Here is a 21,817-nt window from a genome sequence, read left to right on the forward strand (position 1 = left end):
TCATGGAAACGTACACAGTCCTTCGGGCTTTTGCAGATAGCTGGATGCTGCTCGTTCTGTTCGGGTTCTTTGTTGGAGTGATCCTTTGGGTCATCCGCCCGGGCAGCAACAAGACACATCAGGATGCCGCCAATGTGCCGTTCCGGCATGACGACAAACCCGCCACATCCGAGGAGGCGAGGACATGAGCGACAAACGCGACGACGACCTTGATTATGAAACCACCGGACACGAGTGGGACGGGATCAAGGAATATAACAAACCCCTGCCGCGCTGGTGGCTCTGGACCTTCTACGCGACCATTGTCTGGGGCGTACTCTACACCATCGCCTATCCCGCATGGCCGCTGATCAATGGCGCAACACCGGGGATCCTCGGTTTCGCAACCCGGTCGGAAGTGGCGGAAGACATTGCGCGGTTCGAAGACGCCAACGCTGGCATCAGTGCGCAATTGGCTTCTGTCGAGCTGACCGAGATCGCGAACGATCCCGAGCTCAACCAGTATGCCCAGAACGCCGGTGCGGCCGTGTTCCGCACATGGTGTGCCCAGTGTCACGGCTCCGGTGCGGCGGGCGTTCAGGCGTCAGGCTACCCGAACCTGCTGGATGATGACTGGCTTTGGGGCGGGGATATCGAAAACATCCATGCCACCATTGCCCACGGTATCCGCAACGAGAACGACCCGGACGCACGGTATTCCGAGATGCCGGCCTTCGGTGCAGACGAGCTGCTGAATGACTATGAGATACATCAGGTTGTGAACTACGTGATGTCCCTGTCAGGCGAGCCGCAGGATGCGTCGGCGGTGGCAGCCGGTGAAACCGTGTATCTCGACAACTGCGCCGCGTGTCATATGGATGACGGCTCGGGCGATCCCTGGCAGGGTGCGCCGAACCTTGCCGACGCGATCTGGCTCTACGGCGGGGACTACGACAAGCTGATGGAGACAGTCACCTACTCGCGTTTCGGCGTGATGCCGTCATGGGCGGATCGATTGAGCGAGGCGGAAATCCGGGCCGTGGCGACCTATGTCCACAGCCTCGGCGGGGGTGAAGCCACTCCTGAATGATCTATGTCTTAGCCTTGGCGCTGATGACATGATGGGAACGCCGGTGCTTGGCAGAAGCGTCGGCGTTCTCAGTTTCAGCGCTGCCACCTGCGCCCGCGCCAAGGCCAGCGCCGCGCGCGGTTGGGGCTAGGCAGGCCATCCCGAAGGGCCCATGGCTGGTAGATGATGGGATCCATCATTTCCAATCCTCCCACCGCTTGGGCGTTTCGCGGGGCACCATGTCCTCCGCATACCAGGAGTAGGCCTGAGGCCGATGGTAGCGCGTGGGCGGAATGCCGGTTGCGCGAAAGTATGTTTTTGCAAGAACACCGAACATGCGTTTCTCCTTTCGTGTCTTGGTACTGTCTGTATCCTTGCGTTTCAGGCGCGATCATGCGAGTCAGAGATAATTCAAATATGTAACTTCAACTTACATGATAAACTGGTCTGATCTTCCATCTCTGTCTGCGCTTCGCGCGTTCTGCGCCTTTGTGCAGACAGGATCGGTTGCAGATGCGGGCCGGGCGTTGAACGTCAGCCATGCCGCGATCTCGCAGCAATTGCGCGGGCTTGAGGCGCATCTCGGAACACCGCTTTTCAACCGGTCAAACCGCGCGCTCGAGCTCACTCCGGAAGGCGAGGACCTCGCCAAAGCGCTGCAGGACGGGTTCGCGCGCATTGCGTCCGGCGTTGAGGCTTTGACCAACTCCGAGGCGCAACGCCCACTGAACGTCGGATGTACGCCTACCTTTGCAAGCGCATGGCTGATGCCGCGATTGGCCGGATTTCAGGCAGAGCATCCGGGCATCGATATGATGTTGTCGCCGACGCCGGTCCTCACCGACCCGTCCCCGGGTGGGATCGACGTGGCGATCCGCTATGGCACTGGCGGCTGGAGGGGGCTCGACAGCGAGCCATTGATGCTGGCACCGGTTGTGGTCGTCGGCGCGCCTTCGCTTTTTCGGGGGCGCACGCCTGAAACGCCTCAGGATCTGATCCAGTACCCGTGGCTCGAAGAGCTTGGCACGAACGAGACAACATCGTGGTTGGCCGCGCAAGGGCTTGAACGGCATCAGGTTTTGTCGAGGACAGCCGTGCCGGGAAACCTGATTATCGACGGTGCGCGGAACGGGCAGGGCGTGGCTGTCACCACCCGAATCGCAGTGGCCGAGGACATCGAGGCAGGTCGACTGATCGCTGTTTTCGAAGATCGACGCGACGCGGGCTACCACATCGTCACGAAACCGGGTGTGCAGCGACCTCCGTTGAAGGCTTTTCTGCGGTGGTTGAAGCGAGAAGCGGCGAAAACCTGACTTAAAGATACAGTATTTGATGCAGGTCAAAGTCTGGCGCAGGTGCGCTTGAGAAAAGACACTCAAGCCAATCCGTTTCAGGAGCCGACGCCAACGTGTCTCAAACCGAAAACCAGACGCCTCCCAGCCTCTACGCCGCGCGGGAACCGATTTTCCCGAAGCGCGTCTCTGGGAACTTCCGAAGCCTGAAATGGATCCTGATGATCTTTACCCTCGGTGTCTACTACGTCACACCGTGGATTCGTTGGGACCGTGGTCCGCAACTGCCAGATCAGGCTGTTCTGGTCGACCTCGCCAACCGCCGCTTCTTCTTTTTCTGGATCGAGATCTGGCCGCATGAATTCTACTTCATCGCCGGTCTGCTCATCATGGCGGGTCTGGGTCTGTTCCTGTTCACCTCGGCCTTGGGCCGGGTCTGGTGCGGCTACGCGTGCCCACAGACCGTCTGGACGGACCTTTTTATCCTTGTCGAACGCTGGATCGAGGGTGACCGCAACGCGCGCCTTCGTCTTCATCGCCAGAAGAAGATGGATTTCCGCAAAGCGCGCCTGCTTATGACGAAATGGGTCGCGTGGTTCCTGATCGGTCTCGCCACCGGCGGGGCATGGGTGTTCTACTTCGCGGATGCGCCGACGCTCTTGCGCGATCTCGTCACCGGACAGGCGCATCCGGTTGCCTACACGACGCTGCTGATCCTGACCGCGACCACCTTCTTCTTCGGTGGCTTCGCCCGGGAACAAATCTGCATTTATGCCTGTCCGTGGCCGCGCATTCAGGCCGCGATGATGGATGAGGATACGCTCACCATCGGCTATCGCGAATGGCGGGGTGAGCCGCGCGGAAAACACCGCAAGGGCGAGGGCGCGGAACAGCTTGGCGATTGCATAGATTGCATGGCCTGCGTGAACGTCTGCCCCATGGGCATCGACATCCGCGACGGGCAACAGATGGAGTGCATCACCTGCGGTCTTTGCATCGACGCCTGCGACGAGATCATGGAGAAGATCGGCAAACCGCGGGGGCTGATCGACTACCTTGCCCTGTCGGACGAGCCGCGCGAACGCGCAGGCGCAGCGGCGCGTTCTCCGTGGTATCACATCTTCCGCGTGCGCACGATGATGTACACCGCGCTTTGGTCGCTGGTGGGGATCGGGCTGATCTTTGCGCTCTTCATCCGGCCCGAGATCGAATTGACCGTGGCGCCTGTTCGCAATCCGACGTTTGTCACTCTGTCTGACGGGTCGATCCGCAACACCTACGACGTGCGGCTGCTGAACAAGCACGGAGAGGACCGCCCGTTCCGCGTGTCGATCACGGGCCACCCGGCCTTGCGGGTACAGCTTGAAGGCACACCCTACGAAACCGTCGATGTGCCTGCGAACGAAACCTTCCTGCAGCGCGTCTACGTTGTGGCACCACCCCCTTCGGACCCCGCCCGCGACGAACGCACTGAAATCCGGTTCTGGGTCGAGGACCTTACCAATGGCGACCGGGCCTATTCCGACAGCCTCTTCAACGGAAGGAGCAATTGATGACTACCTCTGAACGCAAACTCACCGGCTGGCATGCCTTGGCCATCTTCGGCGGCTGCTTCGCGGTGATCATCTCGGTCAATCTTGTGCTCGCGTATTCCGCGGTCAGCACGTTTCCGGGGCTGGAAGTGAAGAACTCCTACGTTGCGTCCCAAGGCTTTGACGAACGCCGGGCCGAACAGGAAGCGTTGGGTTGGACCGTGGCGGCAAGAGCGACGGGCGGTCTGCTCATCCTCAGCATCACCGATGCAGAAGGGCGTCCGGTGCAGGCAGGCACGTTGGACGCGGTTCTCGGTCGTGCCACCCATGTGCAGGATGACCGCACTCCGGATTTCGCCTTCGATGGCAAAGCCTACGTGGCGCGCGAAAGCCTTCAGCCCGGGAACTGGAACATTCGCATGAAAGCCACTGCCTTGGATGGCTCACTGTTCGAGCAGCGCGTTGTGCTGCACGTCGACGGCTGATCCATGACGGTTGCGATGCGCCCTCCGGTCTCCGCCTGTCCGGCGTGCTCGGCCGCTCCTGCGGCTGAAGCGCTGGCAGACGCTGCCGTTCCGAAAGAGGTGAACATCGTGCTGTCCTTGCCGAGCATTCATTGCGCGGCCTGTATTTCCGGCGTCGAACGCGCCCTGTCCGCGTTTGAGGGTGTGCGCGGTGCCCGCGTGAACCTGACGCTCAAACGTGCGCAAGTCGATGCGGCACCGGAGATCACCGCCGAGATGCTGGTCGATCTGCTTGGCCGCGCCGGGTTCGAAGCCCATGAACTGGATGCCACGGCTCTGCGCGCCACAGAGACCGACAAGGCCGGGCGCGACCTGCTGATGCGGCTTGCTGTTGCCGGGTTCGCGGCCATGAACGTGATGCTCTTGTCGGTCGCGGTCTGGTCCGGGGCCGAGGGGCCGACCCGCGACATGTTCCACTGGATTTCGGCGGCGATTGCACTGCCGACGATCGCGTTTTCGGCGCAGCCTTTCTTCAAACATGCCTGGTCTGCCATCAGGGCGCGGCGGCTCAATATGGATGTGCCGATCTCGCTTGCCATCCTGCTGGCGGTTGCAACGTCACTTTGGGAAACATCGCTGTCCGGTGAACACGCCTATTTTGACGCGGCGATCACACTCACGTTCTTCCTGTTGGCCGGTCGGTACCTGGACCATCGAACCCGCGCTGCGGCGCGCTCTGCAGCGGAAGAGCTTGCTGCGCTCGAAGTGCCGCGCGTGTCGCGGGTGACCGCGCAAGGCGAAGAGCAGATCCCGATGGCGGAATTGGTTGTCGGTGATCTGGTGCTGGTGCGGCCGGGCGGGCGGATGCCTGTGGACGGGGAAATCGTCACGGGTGAGTCCGAGTTGGACCGGTCTCTGCTGACAGGGGAAACCCGCCCGATCTTTGCAGGGCCCGGGCAAGCCGTCAGTGCGGGAGAGGTCAATTTGACCGGACCACTGACCATCCGGGCAAGTGCCGTTGGGCGGGATACCTCGCTGCATCGCATGGCGGACCTCGTTGCCGTCGCAGAGTCCGGCCGCTCGCGCTACACGTCTTTGGCGGATAAGGCGGCTAAACTCTATGCGCCAGGGGTTCATATCCTCTCGGCTTTGGCCTTCGCCGGGTGGTACCTCTACACGTTCGATCTGCGCACCGCGCTCAATATCGCGGCTGCGGTACTGATTATCACCTGTCCCTGTGCGCTTGGTCTTGCGGTTCCGGCTGTGACAACGGCGGCTTCGGGGCGATTGTTCCGCAAGGGTCTCCTGATCAAGGACGCGACCGCATTGGAACGCATGGCGCAGGTGGATACCGTTGTCTTCGACAAGACCGGAACATTGACCGCCGGAACGCCCGAAGTCATCAACCTTGGGGACCATTCGCGCCGTGATCTTGGCATCGCGCTCGCGCTTGCCGAGGGGTCGTCGCACCCGCTGTCGCAGTCCCTTGCCGCAGCAATTGCCAATGCTGGCGTGCATCCTGCCAAAGTGACGAACATCCGGGAACTGCCCGGGCATGGCGCCGAAGGGGACTGGATGGGCCAAACCGTGCAGCTTGGACGTGCAAGCTGGGTTGGCGGTGGTGAGAGCCGTGAAACGGCGGCCTGGCTCAAGGTTGGCGACGCAGATGCCGCCGCCTTCACTTTTGTCGACCAAATCCGAGACGGTGCAGAAGCGCTTGTCCGTCAGTTACAAAAAGACGGCTTCGACGTCGTTCTCATGTCGGGCGATACCACAGCTGCTGTCGAGGCCTTCGCCGACCGTCTGGGTATCGGCAAATGGATTGCCGAGGCCCTGCCCGAAGACAAGGCCGCGAAAGTTCAGCACCTGACAGAGGAGGGCGCGCATGTCCTCATGGTGGGTGACGGCCTCAACGACACCGCCGCGCTTGCAGGGGCGCATGTCTCGATCTCGCCAGCATCAGCTCTGGATGCGGCCCGCGTCGCGTCGGATGTGGTGCTTCTGGGCAATTCACTGGAACCGATTTCGGATGCAGTCGTCACGTCCCGAAAAGCGATCAAACGCATCCGTGAGAACTTCACGATTGCCACGTGGTACAACATCATCGCAGTACCGCTGGCAGTTGCTGGACTGTGTTCGCCACTTATTGCAGCATTGGCGATGTCGACCTCATCGATTACCGTGTCGTTGAACGCGCTGCGCTTGAAATGACCCGGAGTGTCCGATGAATGTCCTGGCCTACCTGATCCCGGTCTCGCTCATCCTTGGGGGGATTGGGCTCGTGGCGTTTGTGTTCACGGTGAAGTCACGCCAGTATGACGACCCCGAAGGGGCCGCACAGCGTATTCTGTCGGATGATTACGACGACAAGCCCAAGGCTTAGCCCGGCCCGATCATGAAGCAGGTTACCTGGCGCGCCTGCAAGCGGCGGCAGGCCAGATCGGCGGCTTCGCGTGTGAGGCCCATGAAGTTGGCATCATAGCCGCGCGAGCCATTCACGACCTTGCGCAACGACCCGTCCAGTGTTTCGACTTCGGCGAGTGCCGTCTTGAGCAAAGCCTTCTCGGCCGCAAACCGGCTCGAATACCGACCGACATTGATGCCCCAATGACGCCCACCCGATGTGGAGATGCGCGACACGACCTCGGTTTCGCGGGTGACCACCGGTTGGCTTGGCGCGGTTTGTCGCGCGGAGGCAAGAACCACCGTTCTCGGGCGAACAACGGGTTTGACGGACGCCTTTGGTGCGGTCTTTGCGGCTTCGGTTATGACCGTTGATGTCGCTACGCCCGCATCCGCCGCCAAGGCGATTTGCGCCGCGCTCGCGGCGGTCTCTTTCACGTCTTCGGTCTGAACTTCAGCCAGCACGGACTGGATGTCTTCCTGCAGCTCGGCCACCAATGTGTCGGGCAGAACCGGTTCCGCGACGGGGCGCGCGGTTGGGCGCAAGCTTTTCGTTACCGCTGCGGCCACGACGCGAATGGATTTGGCGCGCTTACTGGTCGATGGAGTCTGGCTCTTGGCAATGACTGTCTCGGTCTTCGAAGGCCCAACGCGTCCCATGTAAGGCGGCTTGCGTGGCGTTCGCAAAGCCATCCGCGACGGCGCACGGTTAAAGCCAAGGTCCATCAGCTTGGCCACCTGCGCATTGCGCGATGCGGTGGAGTTGCCGCCAAAGACCGTCACGATGATCCGTTCGGAGCCACGCTCAGCTGATGCGACAAGATTGAAGCCCGCTGCGCGGGTGTAGCCCGTCTTGATACCGTCAGCGCCGCGATAGGAATTCAGGAACCGACGGTTCGTGTTGGCCACGGCCTTAATCCCCGCATCGGCGCTCCGGCGCGAAAAGAGATTATAGTATTGGGGGTAATCGTAAAGCACGTGACGTCCGAGAATGGTCATATCGCGCGCCGTGGACATGTGCCCGCTCTCGGTCAGACCATGCGCGTTTTTGAATGTCGTGCGGCTCATCCCCAATGCCTTGGCGGTGCGGTTCATCCGGCGTGCGAACGCGGCCTCGGACCCTGACACGGCCTCTGCAATCGCCGTTGCTGCGTCATTCGCCGATTTTATTGCGGCGGCCCGGACAAGATACCGGAGGCTGATCGTCGATCCAGCCCGCAACCCAAGCTTCGAGGGCGGTTCCGCGGCAGCTTTTTTCGAAATGAGCACCTTGGTGTCCATGCTCAACTCGCCGTTCTGGACGGCCTCGAACACGACGTAGAGCGTCATCATCTTGGTAAGCGAAGCGGGATGTAGACGCGTGTCGGCATTCCGCGCGTGAAGCACTTCGCCATTGCGCGCATCCATCACCATAGCGGCATACGGAGCCGCCATCGCGCTGATGGGTACAAGAATGGCAAGCCAAACTGCTGCGATCACGTATAGGCCTATTCGGCCCGGCATTTTACGCCGTCCCGTCACGATTTCCGCCTCTTCTGCCTCATACTCCCGAATTTTTTCGGTGAGCTTTATTGTTGCCGAAACGCTAGCACATGAGCCGCGACCGATAAAGCCCTTATTTTTATACGTTTTCTGCTTAGTTTGCAGGCGCTGGTTCGCAACATATTGGGGAATGATGCATCCCGCTTACTAGGACAGCCAATGTGGCAGGAATGTGGCAGTGGGCGTCAGCCGATCTTTGCCACCAGCGCGGGCAATTCTCCCAGGTCTTGGATTGTCTGGAAGCGCGGGCTTTCCGGTGCGCTGGCATGCTCCAGGTCCCATTCAAGATCATGCGGCACATGAACACCCCAGCTTCCCGCTTCGACTGCCGGGACAATATCGGACCGCATGGAGTTTCCGACCATCATCGCGCGTTCGGGCCCACCATGTTCCGCGGCAAAAGCGGTGCGGTATGTTTGTACTGATTTCTCTGAGACAATCGCGACATCGTCGAACAACTCGCCAAGACCGGATTGAGCCAACTTTCGCTCCTGATGTAACAAATCGCCTTTGGTGATCAGAACGATCCGGTAATGCCCGGCGAGAGTCGCCACAGTTTCCGCAGCATGGGGCAAGAGCTCGATAGGGTGGGCAAGCATTTCCTGACCGGCATCAAGAATGTGCCTGATGACATGCCCAGGAACCTGTCCTTCTGTCACATCGATAGCCGTTTCGATCATCGACAGGACAAAACCCTTCACACCGAATCCATAATGCCCGATGTTGCGCCGCTCGGCTTCGAGAAGGCGGTCGTGAAGCACAGACGCGTCCGTGTAATCCGACAACAACTCTTCGAACCTGGCCTGCGTCAATTTGAAGAACCGCTCATTGTGCCAGAGCGTGTCATCGGCATCAAAGCCAATGGTAGTGAGCTTTCGGACCATATCGGCGTCGCGCCTCTTTTCTCAGGGTCGAGACACGTTATATACAGCGGTCAGTACAGCGAAACCAAGGCGACACACGGTAGATGACAGTCATGTCCTCTGACTTCGGCACCACCCCCTTTGTAGCGGGGCCATCGGCAAATGACGACAACGACACCGGCGTTGTCGTTGAAACGCGTGCCAAGACGAAACGCCCCCCGCTGTATAAGGTGCTTCTGCTGAACGACGATTACACCCCGATGGAATTCGTGGTGCACGTTTTGGAACGGTTTTTCGGTATGACCCATGCGCAGGCGTTCGAGATCATGCTGACGGTTCACAAGAAAGGCGTGGCCGTTGTCGGCGTGTTCAGCCACGAGATCGCAGAGACCAAGGTCGGCCAGGTGATGGATTTCGCGCGCCGTCACCAGCATCCGCTGCAATGCACCATGGAAAAGGAATAACCGGGAGCGCCCGGTCAGCCTGATGGCATCGTCCAGATTAGTCCATGCAGTGGAAACAGGCACGTTGAGCCTGCCCTCGGGGTCAAAGGTTCTTTTGCTGGAGCCGCCGGCCGATGCGAACCTCGACGTTTTCCGGGATTGCACGGTCACCGTTCAGCAAAACCTCAAACCGGCGTTCGACGCCTTCGATGCGATGGGTGTGTCCGTAACGGAGCGCGCTGCGTCGCCCGCTGATCTCGTTCATGTCACCCTGCCACGAAGCCGCGATCTGGCCCGTGGATTGATTGCGCAGGCCGAAGCCTTGTCACCGGATGGTCTGATCGTTGTCGATGGCGCCAAAACCGATGGCATCGATTCAATCCTCAAGGCGGTCAAAGCGCGCGTTTCTGTCGATGGACAGGTCGCCAAAGCCCACGGAAAGGTCTTCTGGTTTCGGGCCAGCAACCAGTTCCAGGATTGGACATTGCCTGAACCGGCCGTGGTCGCAGAGGGCTGGATCACGCAGCCTGGTATCTTCTCGGCGGATGGCGCGGATCCGGGGTCGCAGGCGTTGGTGGACGTACTGCCCAAGTCGCTCAAGGGGCACGGTGCTGATCTGGGCGGAGGTTGGGGTTTTTTGACCAGACATCTGCTCGACCTTCCCGGCATCACAAAAATCGACCTGGTCGAGGCCGACAAGCGCGCCCTTGCATGTGCGGAACGAAACATCGCGGATGACCGCGTCACGCTGCATTGGGCCGACGCAACGACTTGGGGCAATCCCGGCAAATTGGACTGGGTCGTCATGAACCCGCCGTTCCACAACAGCCGCACGCCGGATGCCAGCATCGGGCAGGCCTTCATCACATCCGCCGCGCGATTGCTGAAACCGAAAGGCCAGTTGGTGATGGTGGCGAACCGGCACCTTCCCTACGAGACAACACTGGCCGCGAGCTTTGTTCATGTGCAAGAACTGGACGGAGACTCGCGCTTCAAGATCCTCCAAGCCGATCACCCCAAGCCGGTGAAACCGGCTGTGCGCAGACGACGGCACTGAAAAAGGCGTTCGCCCATGTCATTCTCCATCGAAGGAAAAACCGCGATTGTCACAGGTGCCGCCAACGGCGTCGGCCTCGCCATCGCGCGGCACTTTGTCGATCAGGGGGCCAACGTCATGTTTGCCGATATTGACGAAGAACGCCTCTCGCACGAATGCGGGGAAATCCCGGAAGAGGACGGGAGCATCCGGTACTTCGCGGGCGATCTGCGCGAACGGCTGACCCTCGCCAACTTGCTGTCGGCCACGATCGATGCATACGACCGCGTCGATATCCTTGTGAATGGCAGCCGACAGGTCATGGCCTCAGATCCTCTTGACCTCGACGACACGTCCTTCGAGACGTTGATGATGCAAAACGTCACCAACACCTACCGTCTGTCCCAGATGGTTGCGAAGCGGATGATCAAACAGGCTGCCGATAAGGAAGAGGGGCAGGCCGGGGCCATCGTGAACCTGTCCTCGATCGCGGCGCGCCGGACGCAACCTCAGTTGTTGTCCTACTCCGTCTCAACAGCCGCACTGGATCAGCTGACACGCTCTTTGGCCGTTGCTTTTGCGGGACACCGGATCCGGGTGAACTCCGTAGCGCTTGGTTCGGTCATGTCGGCCAGCCTCCAGGATGCGCTCAAAGAACATGACGATTATCGGGAAGAGATCGAAGAGAACACGCCGCTCGGTCGCATTGCCAGCCCGGCGGAATTGGCGGAAGCGGTGCAATTCCTTGCCTCGGAAGGGGCGGGCTTTGTGACTGGCCAGATCATGACTGTCGATGGTGGGCGCACACTGCTTGATCCAGTGGGTGCGCCTGCACACTGAACGGTTGTGTCTGCTGCGCCCCGTTGTACTGTCCGATCAGACTTACAGGACAGAGACATGACAGAGACTTTCGACACCGAAAAAACCCGCGCCTCGGCGTGGTTTCGGGAATTACGCGACCAGATTGTAGCTTCGTTCGAAGCGCTGGAAGACAGCCACAGCAACGGGCCTCTCGCTGATGCTGCGCCCGGGCGTTTTGACGTGACAGAAACCAAGCGCACTTCGGAGGATGGATCCGACGCCGGCGGCGGTCTGATGAGCGTTATGCGCGGCGGACGGGTTTTCGAGAAGATCGGTGTCAACGTATCCACGGTCTATGGCACGTTGGGTGAACGCGCCCAGATGGCGATGGCCGCGCGCAAGGGCATTCCGGGCATGAAGGATGACCCGCGCTTTTGGGCGTCGGGAATTTCGCTCGTTGCCCATATGCAGAACCCCCACTGTCCGGCAGTTCACATGAACACTCGCATGTTCTGGACCCCGCATGCCTGGTGGTTCGGCGGTGGGTCGGACCTTAACCCGTGTATCGAATACGCCGAGGACACAGCGCATTTCCACGCCACGCAAAAGTCCCATCTCGATCCCCACGGAGAGGCACACTATCCGCGCCTGAAAGAGTGGGCTGACGAGTACTTCTACGTCCCACATCGCGGCCGCGCGCGTGGTGTCGGTGGGATATTCATGGACGACCACAACACCGGTGACTGGGAAAAGGACTTTGCCCTGACGCAGGATATCGGTCGCGCCTTTCTTCCGGCATTTGTGCCACTGGTCGAAAAACGGCGCGTGCAGGACTGGTCTGACGCCGATAAAGACGCGCAGTTGATCCATCGCGGCCTCTATGCGGAATACAATCTGGTCTACGACCGGGGCACCAAATTTGGGCTCGAGACCGGGCATGACGCAAACGCGGTTCTGATGAGCCTGCCGCCTTTGGCCAAGTGGGTCTAACCCGAAGGTCGGACAACCTTGTTCAACCTACCCCTCGCGCCAGTGACCGGGAGCAAGGCCGTCCAGTGACCATTCCCCGATCGACCACCTGACCAACCGCAGACAGGGCAACCCCACATGCGCCGTCATTCGGCGCACCTGGCGGTTGCGGCCCTCGGTGATCGTCAGACGCAGCCAACTGTCCGGTACGGATTTTCGGTACCGAATCGGTGGCGTCCGCGGCCAAATGTCGGGCGGTTCGATCCTGTCGACCTCCGCAGGTCGGGTCGGCCCATCTTTCAGCGTCACACCTCTGCGCAGCTGGTCCAGTTGCGCATCGGTCGGAACACCTTCCACCTGTGCGAGGTACGTCTTGGGAGAGTGGAATTTCGGATTGCTGATCTTTGCCTGCAACTTGCCATTGTCCGTCAGAACCAAAAGACCTTCGCTGTCCCGGTCCAGCCGACCGGCCGGATAAACATTTGGTATACCGATGAAATCTGACAGGGTGCGGCGCGGCGTACCCTCTGTTCCGCTGTCTGTGAACTGCGACAAGACATCATAGGGTTTGTTGAACAGAATGACCCGTGTCACGCGCGTTTGCCCGCGAAGAACGTCTTAAGCAGCGCTTCCGCCTCTGCACCTCCCACGCCGTCGTATACTTCTGGTCGGTGGTGGCACTGCCGATGCTCAAACACACGCGCCCCGTGTGCGACGCCACCCGATTTCGCATCCTCGGCCGCGTAATAGAGCCGCCTGATCCGCGCATTCGAAATGGCGCCAGCACACATGGGGCAGGGCTCTAGCGTGACATAAAGATCGTATTCGTTAAGACGCTCCGCGCCCAGTCGGGCGCAGGCGGCGCGGATGACCAGAACCTCGGCGTGTGCGGTGGGATCGTTCAACTCGCGCGTTCGATTCCCGTCGGCGGCCACCACGGTGCCGTCCGGCGCGATGATCACGGCGCCCACCGGCACCTCCCCCCGTTCTGCGGCGGCGCGCGCCTGTTCCAACGCAAGAAACATATTCGACCGAAAGACCATAGCCTCTCTTAGACCGCTGATGGCGCTTTCCCAAGGGCCGGAATTCGACTAAGCCGCGACACATGACCGATACACCACCCCCCGGAGATCGCATCGCCAAAGTCATCTCGCGCGCAGGCATCGCCAGCCGCCGCGACGCGGAACGCATGATATCCGAGGGGCGCGTTTCGGTGAACGGGCGGAAGATCGACAGCCCGGCCTTGAACGTGACGCCCGACGACAAGGTGCTTGTCGACGGCAAACCGATCAGTGCGCCTGACGAGCCGCGCATCTGGCTCTACCACAAACCCGCCGGACTCGTGACGACGACGAAGGATGAGCAGGGTCGGCCCACGATTTTCGACAAACTGCCCGATAGCCTGCCGCGGGTGATGAGCATTGGGCGGCTGGACCTCAATTCCGAAGGTCTGCTGCTGTTGACCAACGATGGCGGCGTAAAGCGCAAGCTCGAATTGCCCTCGACGGGCTGGCTTCGTCGCTACCGGGTGCGGGTGAATGGTCGTCCATCCGACAATACGCTCGATCCATTGCGGCAAGGTGTGACCGTTGATGGCGACCGCTTCCAGCCAATGGTCGTTTCACTGGATCGGCAACAAGGGGCCAATGCGTGGCTGACCATCGGACTGCGCGAAGGCAAGAACCGCGAAATTCGTCGCGCGCTGGCTGAACTGGGCCTGACCGTGAACCGTCTGATCCGTGTGTCCTACGGCCCGTTTCAATTGGGTCAGCTGAAACCCGGAGAGGTTGAAGAGCTGCGCCGAAAGGTCGTTCGGGACCAACTCGGTCTAGACGCTGCACCTGCCCCAAAACAGAAGAAACAGCTGCCCGCAAAGGGCAAGTTTGTCAAAAGAAAGCCCAGGCCGACGTCTCGAAAAAACTCTCCCTGATCTTTCCCATTTAGCGCCAAGTTTCCGCCCGGTTTGGCAGCGACTTTGGACGCATGGTTTTGACGTTCTTCACATCGATGATTCTGGTGATTTCGGTTCTGTTGGTTCTGTCGAACCTCGGGACCGTTGCTGACGACACGGCCAAGGCCATGCGCGGCGCGATACAGCGCATGCGCTTTCATCGTGGGCTCGCATCCATCGTGGCCTTTGCAATTTTGTGGCTGACCATCTTCGGTTTGGGGTTCCTTTGACGATGCAGTCGCCCACCTTGATCGACTACGACAACAGCGCGGCGCTGGGCAAAACGGTCCCGGTCGACGATGTCCCCATTGGGTTCATGGTTCTGGCGACCTGTCCGCTGATCTTGTGGCTTCTTGACGGAACTGTGGCAGGCTTTGCCTCTGCATTGCTGATTATTGGCCTGTTTTCGGTCGGTCTGCTGTGCCTTTCGGTCGGACAACGAAACCATCTTGCCTACGCGAGAGCAGAGGTGGCCGCGCGTCCCAAAATCCCGTTCAAGTTGATCGGCAGCGCGATTGTCGCGTTTGTCGTCGGCGTTCTGGCGACCGCAAAGATTGGTGTGCCAGCCATCCCCCTGGTCATCGGATGTGCGACTTTCATCCTGTGCCTCGTGTCCTTCGGCCTCGATCCAATGCGCGACAAGGGCATGGATGATCCCTCGGTCCGTCGCCGCCTGAAAAGCCAGCGGATCTACGACGAATTCGACGATCGCTTCGAACGGCTTCTCATGACCCTCGACAGTCTTCAGGATGACGATTTGACCGAACGCACGCGCAAGATGTCCAACACGATCATGGGCCTGATCGGCACCGTGGATTTCGAAAAACCGACGCTGCAGAAAATCGCCTCTCCCTTGTCGAAGATGCTGTCCAAGATGGAAGCTGAGACCGAGGCGCTGATCGAAACGTCGAAAAACGGTGTTACGCCTTTCCAGCGGCGAAAGTACCATACCAAGATGCAGGCTCTGGCGGACACGTTTGAAGCGCGGGCCAGAAAGAACGGTATCGCGGCAGGCATGGACAGTTTCGAGCTCCAGGCGGATCTGCTGTTCGATAGAATGCAGCGCGACCGGTCCAAGTGAGCGAAAGCTCGCCGACTTCCCCCTAGTAAGCACCAAGAGGATCGCCTAAGTTTCGAAAGAAGCTTGGGAAAGGGTTTTCATGTCCGGTGCTGGCCTGCAACGCGTGAGCTATGTTTTGCTCATTGTGCTGCTGTTCGGAGTGACCAGCGGTTGGCTGGGAGGGCTTTGAACCGTGGCGCAGCGCTATGGCGGCAAGTATAGCCCGAACAACACACCCGAGACGGCGAACACGCCGACCCCCAAGGGTTTCAAAGGCGCGACCGTCGATCCCGTCGGCGCGCGTTCCAACGTTCTATTTGTACCACCGATCGTCCTTGCGTTCACATCGATCAACGAAGGTGCTGTGGGCATGGCGCTGGGCCTTGTGGGTGCCGGCGCATTGTTGCTGGGCGCGTGGCTCTTGCGCGGCGGATTGACCGCCGAAGCCGCTTACAACGCGCGCAAGGTGGCGCGACGCCCGGCGTTCCCGCGCAAAATCTCCGCCGCTGTTCTGGCAGGCGTCGGCGTAGCGATTGCCGCCTTCGCGAACGAGCCCGGCGTCCTTGCACCGGCAATCTTCGGCATCGCGGCCACCGCTTTGCATATCGGGGCCTTCGGGATCGATCCGATGCGCGACAAGGGAATGGAGGGGATCGACACCTTCCAACAAGATCGCGTCGCCCGCGCCGTCGACGAGGCAGAGCGTCACTTGATGGCAATGCGTAACGCCGTGAAACGGTCGGGGGATCGCAAGATGATTTCCCGGGTCGAACGGTTCGAGGTCACCGCCCGCGACCTGTTCCGCACCGTGGAGGAAGACCCACGCGACCTGACAGGTGCCAGGAAATACCTTGGCGTCTATTTGATGGGCGCACGCGATGCGACGGTGAAATTCGCCGACGTCTACGCCCGAACGCAGGACCCGAAAGCCCGCGCCGATTACGAGGCGTTGCTGGACGATCTGGAACAGAATTTCGCCGCCCGGACCCGCAAGATGCTGCTGGATGACCGATCCGATCTGACAGTCGAGATCGAAGTGCTGCGCGACCGCTTGCAGCGGGAAGGCGTGCGTGTTGAACGTGACAGTGACTGAATTTGAAAGAGTTTGAGAGGGACTGAGATGTCTGAAATTGTTCGCGCCAAAGCCAAGGACACCTTGGCCCTCGTGGAAGAAGTAAACGCCGTTGTTCTTCCCGAACCGACCGACGCCAATTCGGTGGTGCCACTTGCCGAGGCTGATCAGGCTATGGGCGAGGAAATCCGGTCGCGCATGGCCGAGATCGATATGTCCGATACGCAATCCATTGTGTCCTTCGGATCGAACGCACAAGCCGAACTGCAGGAAATCTCGCAAGCGATGCTTGCGGATGTGCGCAACAAGGATGTGGGTCCGGCGGGAGACAGCCTGCGCGGGATCGTCAGCACAATCCGCGGGTTCTCGGTTTCCGAACTCGATGTGCGCCGGGAACGGTCCTGGTGGGAAAAGCTCTTGGGCCGCGCTGCGCCATTTGCGAAATTCACCGCGAAATTCGAAAAGGTCCAAGGCCAGATCGACAAGATCACCGACGATCTTCTCAAGCACGAGCACACGCTTCTGAAAGACATCAAGTCGCTTGACCTGCTCTACGACAAGACGCTGCAATTCTACGACGAACTCGCCCTCTACATCGCGGCTGGCGAGGAGAAGCTGAAAGAGCTCGACACAAACGATATCCCGGCGAAAGAGGCCGAAGTGCAGGCCGCGGCTGAAGCCGATCAAGTCATGGTCGCGCAGGAGCTTCGCGATTTGCGCGCGGCCCGCGACGATCTGGAACGTCGCGTGCACGACCTCAAACTGACGCGCCAGGTGACGATGCAGTCGCTGCCGTCGATCCGTCTGGTTCAGGAAAACGACAAGTCTCTGGTCACCAAGATCAACTCGACCTTGGTCAACACGGTGCCGCTTTGGGAAACGCAACTGGCGCAGGCCGTCACGATCCAGCGCTCGGCAGAGGCCGCCGCGGCTGTGCGGGATGCGAATGATCTGACCAACGAATTGCTCACTTCGAACGCCAAGAACCTGCGCGACAGCAACAAGCTGATCCGCGAAGAGATGGAGCGCGGTGTCTTTGATATCGAAGCGGTCAAGCAAGCGAACGCAGACCTGATCGGTACAATCAACGAAAGCCTGCAAATCGCCGATGAAGGCAAAGCCAGACGCGCCGCTGCCGAGACCGAGCTCAAGAAGATGGAAGCGGAACTGCGCGATACGCTTGCCGCAGCCAAGGCAAGGCGCGACGGCGTCGGCGACGCGGCTGCCTCCTCGATGCCGGACCGGTAAACAGGGAATGCGGCGCTGGTCCCGAATACTATGGCCCTGCGTCGCTTTGGCGGTTCTGTCGGCATGCGATCCATTTGGGCCTGCGCCACCCGGAATCAAACCTCAGGCCCGACCGGACCGACCGCCTGCCGCCGCTCCGCCACCGGGTCCGGTAGAACCGTCAGAGGCCAGCCGTGACCTCAGGAATTACTATGCGCGAGTGCAGGAGGACCTGCTGACCCGTGGGCTATTGCGCACCGATGGCGGGGGTGTGGACACGCCATTCACCGACGAGATGCTCGCCCGCAATTTCGAACGTATCGCCTTGGCCGAGGAATACGCCCGCGGTGCAGGGCTCCAGCCGTCGAGCGGCGCGCTGGGGGCGATCAAGAAATGGACCATCCCGGTGCGCGTCGGCCTCACGTTCGGATCAAGCGTCACATCCGAAACCGAGGCCAAGGATCGCGATATGCTTGCGGGCTATACCCGGCGATTGGCTCGAGTGTCGGGTCACCCGATCTCATTGGTCTCGTCGCAGCCGAACTTCCACGTTCTGGTCATGGGCGAAGACGACAAGGACGAGTTGCGCGCCGCTCTGGATCGGATCGCACCCGGCATGGAGACGTCGAGCCGGTCGATCTTCATCAACCTGCCGCGCGCCATTCACTGCCTTGTCGTAGCTTTCTCCGACGTGCAATCCGATAATGCCTATCAGCAAGCCGTCGCACTGGTGCGCAGCGAACACCCCGACCTGACCCGCCGCGCCTGTTACCACGAGGAACTGGCGCAGGGACTTGGCCTTGCCAATGACGATCAGAACGCGCGCCCGTCGATCTTCAACGACGACGAGGAATTCGCGTTCCTGACCACCCACGACGAGATGCTACTCAAGATACTCTACGATCCACGCCTGACGCCCGGCATGACCGCATCAGAGGCGCGGCCCATAGTCCAAGGCCTTGCAACCGAGTTGACCGGCGGCGGGCCGAGTTGAACCAACGGAGACCAGTATGCCCATTTTTGATTTTCTGAGCGGACAGTTCATCGACGTCATCCATTGGACGGACGATACGCGCGACACCATGGTCTGGCGGTTTGAACGCGAGGGACACGAAATCAAATACGGGGCCAAGCTCACCGTTCGCGAAGGGCAGGCAGCGGTGTTCGTGCATGAAGGGCAACTGGCTGATGTGTTTACGCCCGGTCTCTATATGCTCGAAACCAACAACATGCCGATCCTCACGACGCTCCAGCACTGGGATCATGGCTTTCGGTCGCCATTCAAGTCCGAGATCTATTTCGTCAACACCACCCGGTTCCAGAACCTCAAATGGGGCACGAAGAATCCGGTGATCTGCCGCGATCCGGAATTCGGTCCGGTGCGGCTTCGATCGTTCGGCACATATTCGGTGCGCGTGATCGATCCCGCGAAATTCCTCGTTGAAATCGTTGGGACGGACGGCGAATTCACGATGGACGAGATCAGCTACCAGATCCGCAACATCATCGTGCAGGAGTTTTCTCGCACTATTGCAAGGGCAGGCATCCCGGTGCTCGACATGGCGGCCAACACGCGCGAGCTGGGGCAGCTTCTGGGCAAAGAGATCGCTCCGAAACTGGCCGAATACGGGCTGGAGTTGCCCGAGCTCTACATCGAGAACATCTCGCTGCCTCCGGCGGTCGAAGCGGTGCTCGACAAACGGTCGTCGATGGGTGTGATCGGAAATCTCAACGAATACATGCAGTTCCAGGCGGCCGAAGCGCTGGGCAAGGAGGGCGCTGGTGCGGCGGCTATTCAGGCCGGATTGGGTGCCGGGTTGGGTATGCAGATCGGACATGCCGCAGCGCAAGGTGGCCCCTGGGGCGGCACCCGCCAGATCGAAGGGGCGGCCCCGGTGTCGCGCCAGATGGCGCCACCACCGCCGCCGGTTGAACATGTCTGGCACGTCGCAGAGAACGGCGAAACCAAGGGTCCGTTTTCGAAAGCCGCACTGGGCCGAATGGCTGCAGAGGGAGATCTGACTCGTGACAGCTATGTCTGGACACCGGGCCAGGACGGCTGGATGAAGGCAGACGACGTCATGGAACTGGCGCAGCTCTTCACCGTCCTGCCGCCACCCCCGCCGGGCGCGTAAGGCTGACACTGCGCCGAATGCATATTTGAAAAAAGAAGAACCAGGGGACAGGGCATTTGTCTGAGGATACGCTGACCGCACCGATCGAAGAACATCGGTTCCCCTGTGACAATTGCGGTGCCGACTTCCGTTTTGATCCCGGAAACGGACGCCTCTTGTGTGACCACTGCGGCAACACAAGCGATATCGAAGGCGCAGGTCCCTGGGGCGGAGATACTATCCGCGAGATCGATTTCGAGGCAGCCATCGCAGACCGCCTGCCAGCGCAGGAAATGGAAGAGACGCGCGTATCGCAATGCCCCAATTGCGCCGCGCAGGTCGAATTCGACCCCGGTGTTCACGCCGCCGAATGCCCGTTCTGCGCCACACCCGTGGTCGCAGACACCGGACGCAACCGGCATATCAAGCCCAAGGGCCTGCTGCCCTTTGCCCTTGACGAAGAACACGCGCGCCGGGCGATGACGGACTGGTTGGGCCGTCTGTGGTTCGCACCCAACGGTCTGCAGGACTACGCCCGCAAAGGGCGGAAAATGACGGGCATCTACGTGCCCTACTGGACCTTCGATGCGGACACGAAATCCGCCTACAGGGGGGAACGCGGGACGGTTTATTACGAAAACCGTCGCGTGACGCGAAACGGGAAAACCGAAACCGTGCGCGTGGCCAAGGTCCGATGGCGGCCCGCCTCCGGGCGGGTGGCGCGGTTCTTTGATGACGTGCTGGTCCTGGCCTCACAATCCCTTCCGAAGCGCTATACCGACGCATTGGGTCCGTGGGACCTGTCCGAGATGGAACCCTATAATCCCGAGTTCCTCGCGGGATTCCGGGCCGAGGCGTATACCGTTGACCTCAAAGAGGGATATGTCGAGGCACGTCAGTATATGGATCGGGTGATCACGCGGGATGTGAAGTTCGATATCGGCGGCGATCGCCAGCGGGTGCATCACGTGGACACCCGCGTGTCAGACGTGACATTCAAGCATGTGCTCTTGCCGATCTGGCTGGCGGCCTATCGCTATCGCGGGAAAAGCTATCGATTTGTCGTGAACGGCCGCACAGGCGCGGTTCAGGGCGAGCGCCCTTGGTCGGCGTGGAAAATCGCCTTTGCGGTGATGTTGGGCCTGATCGTCGCAGCAGGGGTTGGCTATGTGGTGGCGATGAACCAGTAGTTCAATAGCAGGCCCGTTTGGTTCAGACGAGCAACCCGCCGTCGGTATCGTCGCCCGCTTCTTCCAGCAGCACGCTCATGTCCGGAACGGTGATGTGGCGTTTGCCTTCCAATGTGATGACACCGTCCTTCCGCAGCGCGGACATCTGTCGTGACACTGTCTCAAGCGTCAGGCCAAGATAATCCGCCATCGCCTCGCGGGTCAGCGGCAGGTCGAACGTCACAGCACCGGAAAGTCTGGCCATGTTCAGCGATGCGTCACGGCGCGCCACGATAGACAGGAGCGATGCAATCTTCTCCCGCGCTGTCTTGCGGCCCAGAACGAGCATCCACTCGCGGGCTGCATCCAGCTCATCAAGCGTCATCTGCAAAAGCCGCTGCGCAATATGCGGTGTCTTTTCCATCAGCTCTTCAAACGGTGCCTTGCGGAAGCAGCACATGACGACGTCGGTGGTCGCCACCACGTCGTAGGCCGCAGTGTTCCGACCGGGGCGCCCAACGAAATCACTGGGCAGCAACAGGCCCACCATCTGGGTGCGGCCGTCTTCCATGGTTTGCGTGAGCGACGCAATGCCCGACACGACGGAGCCGACAAAATCCATCTTGTCCCCGGACCAGATCACGGTCTGTCCGGCTTCGAAACGGCGGTAGTATTTGATATCTTCCAGCCGCTCCAACTCGTCGGTTTCGCACCGTGCACATACAGCGCGATGCCTTATCGGGCATTCACTGCAGTCTTGCGCGACAGATAAACTGTTTTGGTTCAGCATGACCTAACCATCTTGATCTGTATCAATGCCGCTCCCCAGCA

The 21,817-nt window shown here is 60.3% G+C and carries 25 protein-coding genes; 19 read left to right on the forward strand and 6 right to left on the reverse strand.

The window, feature by feature from the left end; all coding sequences use genetic code 11:
- The first annotated feature begins 2 nt into the window (after positions 1-2).
- Both BUA42_RS01385 and ccoP read left to right on the forward strand, forming a co-directional pair.
- Positions 3-188, forward strand: a complete 186-nt coding sequence (locus tag BUA42_RS01385; protein ID WP_072775913.1) for a CcoQ/FixQ family Cbb3-type cytochrome c oxidase assembly chaperone — start codon at positions 3-5, stop codon at positions 186-188.
- Positions 185-1,069 (forward strand): cytochrome-c oxidase, cbb3-type subunit III, encoded by an 885-nt coding sequence (gene ccoP, locus BUA42_RS01390; protein ID WP_072775914.1) that lies wholly within the window; start codon positions 185-187, stop codon positions 1,067-1,069. The genes BUA42_RS01385 and ccoP overlap by 4 nt, the downstream gene beginning before the upstream one ends.
- A 175-nt stretch (positions 1,070-1,244) precedes the next feature.
- Here ccoP and BUA42_RS21040 read toward each other — a convergent pair whose 3' ends face one another.
- Positions 1,245-1,385: a hypothetical protein gene (locus BUA42_RS21040; RefSeq protein WP_178346821.1), complete on the reverse strand. Its 141-nt coding sequence runs from the start codon at positions 1,383-1,385 to the stop codon at positions 1,245-1,247.
- A gap of 97 nt (positions 1,386-1,482) precedes the next feature.
- On the opposite strand from BUA42_RS21040, the gene BUA42_RS01395 reads away from it, so the two are divergent.
- From BUA42_RS01395 to ccoS, 5 genes are all read left to right on the forward strand, one after another.
- Positions 1,483-2,361: a LysR family transcriptional regulator gene (locus BUA42_RS01395; RefSeq protein WP_342715903.1), complete on the forward strand. Its 879-nt coding sequence runs from the start codon at positions 1,483-1,485 to the stop codon at positions 2,359-2,361.
- Positions 2,362-2,456: 95 nt separating this feature from the next.
- Positions 2,457-3,893, forward strand: coding sequence for a cytochrome c oxidase accessory protein CcoG (gene ccoG, locus BUA42_RS01400; RefSeq protein WP_072775915.1), 1,437 nt, complete (start codon positions 2,457-2,459; stop codon positions 3,891-3,893).
- Positions 3,893-4,357, forward strand: coding sequence for a FixH family protein (locus tag BUA42_RS01405; protein ID WP_072775916.1), 465 nt, complete (start codon positions 3,893-3,895; stop codon positions 4,355-4,357). The genes ccoG and BUA42_RS01405 overlap by 1 nt, the downstream gene beginning before the upstream one ends.
- 3 nt (positions 4,358-4,360) lie before the next feature.
- A complete protein-coding gene (locus BUA42_RS01410; RefSeq protein ID WP_072775917.1) occupies positions 4,361-6,547 on the forward strand; it encodes a heavy metal translocating P-type ATPase in 2,187 nt (728 codons plus the stop codon).
- Between the two features lie 13 nt (positions 6,548-6,560).
- Entirely contained in the window at positions 6,561-6,719 is a 159-nt protein-coding gene (gene ccoS / locus BUA42_RS01415) for a cbb3-type cytochrome oxidase assembly protein CcoS (protein WP_072775918.1), read from the forward strand.
- On the opposite strand, the gene BUA42_RS01420 is transcribed toward ccoS, so the two are convergent.
- On the reverse strand, positions 6,716-8,242 hold the full coding sequence (locus tag BUA42_RS01420) for a D-alanyl-D-alanine carboxypeptidase family protein (protein ID WP_072775919.1): 1,527 nt from the start codon (positions 8,240-8,242) through the stop codon (positions 6,716-6,718). The two genes, ccoS and BUA42_RS01420, sit on opposite strands and share 4 nt — an antisense overlap.
- A gap of 224 nt (positions 8,243-8,466) precedes the next feature.
- Positions 8,467-9,165: an HAD family hydrolase gene (locus BUA42_RS01425; protein ID WP_072775920.1), complete on the reverse strand. Its 699-nt coding sequence runs from the start codon at positions 9,163-9,165 to the stop codon at positions 8,467-8,469.
- 92 nt (positions 9,166-9,257) lie between these two features.
- Here BUA42_RS01425 and clpS point away from each other — a divergent pair, with 92 nt between their 5' ends.
- From clpS to hemF, 4 genes are read left to right on the forward strand one after another with little or no spacing between them, the layout of a single operon-like run.
- Positions 9,258-9,608: an ATP-dependent Clp protease adapter ClpS gene (clpS, locus tag BUA42_RS01430; protein WP_084066121.1), complete on the forward strand. Its 351-nt coding sequence runs from the start codon at positions 9,258-9,260 to the stop codon at positions 9,606-9,608.
- 22 nt (positions 9,609-9,630) lie between these two features.
- On the forward strand, positions 9,631-10,644 hold the full coding sequence (locus BUA42_RS01435; RefSeq protein ID WP_072775922.1) for a class I SAM-dependent methyltransferase: 1,014 nt from the start codon (positions 9,631-9,633) through the stop codon (positions 10,642-10,644).
- Positions 10,645-10,659: 15 nt separating this feature from the next.
- Positions 10,660-11,463, forward strand: coding sequence for an SDR family NAD(P)-dependent oxidoreductase (locus BUA42_RS01440; protein WP_072775923.1), 804 nt, complete (start codon positions 10,660-10,662; stop codon positions 11,461-11,463).
- A 57-nt stretch (positions 11,464-11,520) separates the two neighbouring features.
- Entirely contained in the window at positions 11,521-12,414 is an 894-nt protein-coding gene (gene hemF / locus BUA42_RS01445) for an oxygen-dependent coproporphyrinogen oxidase (RefSeq protein ID WP_072775924.1), read from the forward strand.
- Between the two features lie 27 nt (positions 12,415-12,441).
- On the opposite strand, the gene BUA42_RS01450 is transcribed toward hemF, so the two are convergent.
- Entirely contained in the window at positions 12,442-12,987 is a 546-nt protein-coding gene (locus BUA42_RS01450; protein WP_072775925.1) for a pseudouridine synthase, read from the reverse strand.
- Positions 12,984-13,436: a nucleoside deaminase gene (locus tag BUA42_RS01455; protein ID WP_072775926.1), complete on the reverse strand. Its 453-nt coding sequence runs from the start codon at positions 13,434-13,436 to the stop codon at positions 12,984-12,986. The genes BUA42_RS01450 and BUA42_RS01455 overlap by 4 nt, the downstream gene beginning before the upstream one ends.
- 62 nt (positions 13,437-13,498) lie before the next feature.
- On the opposite strand from BUA42_RS01455, the gene BUA42_RS01460 reads away from it, so the two are divergent.
- The 8 genes from BUA42_RS01460 (at position 13,499) to BUA42_RS01495 (ending at position 21,007) form a co-directional block, all read left to right on the forward strand.
- Positions 13,499-14,323 (forward strand): pseudouridine synthase, encoded by an 825-nt coding sequence (locus tag BUA42_RS01460; RefSeq protein WP_072775927.1) that lies wholly within the window; start codon positions 13,499-13,501, stop codon positions 14,321-14,323.
- Positions 14,324-14,400: 77 nt separating this feature from the next.
- Positions 14,401-14,574, forward strand: a complete 174-nt coding sequence (locus BUA42_RS01465) for a hypothetical protein (RefSeq protein ID WP_218588595.1) — start codon at positions 14,401-14,403, stop codon at positions 14,572-14,574.
- Between the two features lie 2 nt (positions 14,575-14,576).
- Positions 14,577-15,425, forward strand: coding sequence for a hypothetical protein (locus BUA42_RS01470; RefSeq protein WP_072775929.1), 849 nt, complete (start codon positions 14,577-14,579; stop codon positions 15,423-15,425).
- Between the two features lie 172 nt (positions 15,426-15,597).
- A complete protein-coding gene (locus BUA42_RS01475) occupies positions 15,598-16,497 on the forward strand; it encodes a 5-bromo-4-chloroindolyl phosphate hydrolysis family protein (protein ID WP_072775930.1) in 900 nt (299 codons plus the stop codon).
- 27 nt (positions 16,498-16,524) lie between these two features.
- Positions 16,525-17,724 carry a toxic anion resistance protein gene (locus BUA42_RS01480; RefSeq protein WP_072775931.1) on the forward strand — a complete coding sequence of 400 codons (1,200 nt, stop codon included), beginning with the start codon at positions 16,525-16,527 and terminating at the stop codon, positions 17,722-17,724.
- Positions 17,725-17,731: 7 nt separating this feature from the next.
- Positions 17,732-18,697, forward strand: a complete 966-nt coding sequence (locus BUA42_RS01485) for a DUF2927 domain-containing protein (RefSeq protein WP_072775932.1) — start codon at positions 17,732-17,734, stop codon at positions 18,695-18,697.
- Between the two features lie 16 nt (positions 18,698-18,713).
- Positions 18,714-19,838, forward strand: coding sequence for an SPFH domain-containing protein (locus tag BUA42_RS01490; protein WP_072775933.1), 1,125 nt, complete (start codon positions 18,714-18,716; stop codon positions 19,836-19,838).
- A 56-nt stretch (positions 19,839-19,894) separates the two neighbouring features.
- Positions 19,895-21,007: a TFIIB-type zinc finger domain-containing protein gene (locus BUA42_RS01495; protein ID WP_245818925.1), complete on the forward strand. Its 1,113-nt coding sequence runs from the start codon at positions 19,895-19,897 to the stop codon at positions 21,005-21,007.
- Positions 21,008-21,029: 22 nt separating this feature from the next.
- Here the strand turns inward: BUA42_RS01495 and fnrL are convergent, their stop codons facing one another.
- Positions 21,030-21,776, reverse strand: coding sequence for a transcriptional regulator FnrL (fnrL, locus tag BUA42_RS01500; protein ID WP_072775934.1), 747 nt, complete (start codon positions 21,774-21,776; stop codon positions 21,030-21,032).
- Between the last annotated feature and the right edge of the window lie 41 nt (positions 21,777-21,817).

Source organism: Marivita hallyeonensis, assembly GCF_900129875.1.
GTDB classification, from domain to species: Bacteria; Pseudomonadota; Alphaproteobacteria; order Rhodobacterales; family Rhodobacteraceae; genus Marivita; species Marivita hallyeonensis.

Bases quoted from the DNA above. Each gene is read 5' to 3' on its own strand.
- BUA42_RS01385 (WP_072775913.1), top strand. From the start codon at position 3: ATGGAAACGTACACAGTCCTTCGGGCTTTTGCAGATAGCTGGATGCTG.
- ccoP (WP_072775914.1), top strand. From the start codon at position 185: ATGAGCGACAAACGCGACGACGACCTTGATTATGAAACCACCGGACAC.
- BUA42_RS21040 (WP_178346821.1), bottom strand. From the start codon at position 1,385: ATGTTCGGTGTTCTTGCAAAAACATACTTTCGCGCAACCGGCATTCCG.
- BUA42_RS01395 (WP_342715903.1), top strand. From the start codon at position 1,483: ATGATAAACTGGTCTGATCTTCCATCTCTGTCTGCGCTTCGCGCGTTC.
- BUA42_RS01405 (WP_072775916.1), top strand. From the start codon at position 3,893: ATGACTACCTCTGAACGCAAACTCACCGGCTGGCATGCCTTGGCCATC.
- BUA42_RS01410 (WP_072775917.1), top strand. From the start codon at position 4,361: ATGACGGTTGCGATGCGCCCTCCGGTCTCCGCCTGTCCGGCGTGCTCG.
- ccoS (WP_072775918.1), top strand. From the start codon at position 6,561: ATGAATGTCCTGGCCTACCTGATCCCGGTCTCGCTCATCCTTGGGGGG.
- BUA42_RS01420 (WP_072775919.1), bottom strand. From the start codon at position 8,242: ATGCCGGGCCGAATAGGCCTATACGTGATCGCAGCAGTTTGGCTTGCC.
- BUA42_RS01425 (WP_072775920.1), bottom strand. From the start codon at position 9,165: ATGGTCCGAAAGCTCACTACCATTGGCTTTGATGCCGATGACACGCTC.
- clpS (WP_084066121.1), top strand. From the start codon at position 9,258: ATGTCCTCTGACTTCGGCACCACCCCCTTTGTAGCGGGGCCATCGGCA.
- BUA42_RS01435 (WP_072775922.1), top strand. From the start codon at position 9,631: ATGGCATCGTCCAGATTAGTCCATGCAGTGGAAACAGGCACGTTGAGC.
- BUA42_RS01440 (WP_072775923.1), top strand. From the start codon at position 10,660: ATGTCATTCTCCATCGAAGGAAAAACCGCGATTGTCACAGGTGCCGCC.
- hemF (WP_072775924.1), top strand. From the start codon at position 11,521: ATGACAGAGACTTTCGACACCGAAAAAACCCGCGCCTCGGCGTGGTTT.
- BUA42_RS01455 (WP_072775926.1), bottom strand. From the start codon at position 13,436: ATGGTCTTTCGGTCGAATATGTTTCTTGCGTTGGAACAGGCGCGCGCC.
- BUA42_RS01460 (WP_072775927.1), top strand. From the start codon at position 13,499: ATGACCGATACACCACCCCCCGGAGATCGCATCGCCAAAGTCATCTCG.
- BUA42_RS01465 (WP_218588595.1), top strand. From the start codon at position 14,401: ATGATTCTGGTGATTTCGGTTCTGTTGGTTCTGTCGAACCTCGGGACC.
- BUA42_RS01470 (WP_072775929.1), top strand. From the start codon at position 14,577: ATGCAGTCGCCCACCTTGATCGACTACGACAACAGCGCGGCGCTGGGC.
- BUA42_RS01480 (WP_072775931.1), top strand. From the start codon at position 16,525: ATGTCTGAAATTGTTCGCGCCAAAGCCAAGGACACCTTGGCCCTCGTG.
- BUA42_RS01485 (WP_072775932.1), top strand. From the start codon at position 17,732: ATGCGGCGCTGGTCCCGAATACTATGGCCCTGCGTCGCTTTGGCGGTT.
- BUA42_RS01490 (WP_072775933.1), top strand. From the start codon at position 18,714: ATGCCCATTTTTGATTTTCTGAGCGGACAGTTCATCGACGTCATCCAT.
- fnrL (WP_072775934.1), bottom strand. From the start codon at position 21,776: ATGCTGAACCAAAACAGTTTATCTGTCGCGCAAGACTGCAGTGAATGC.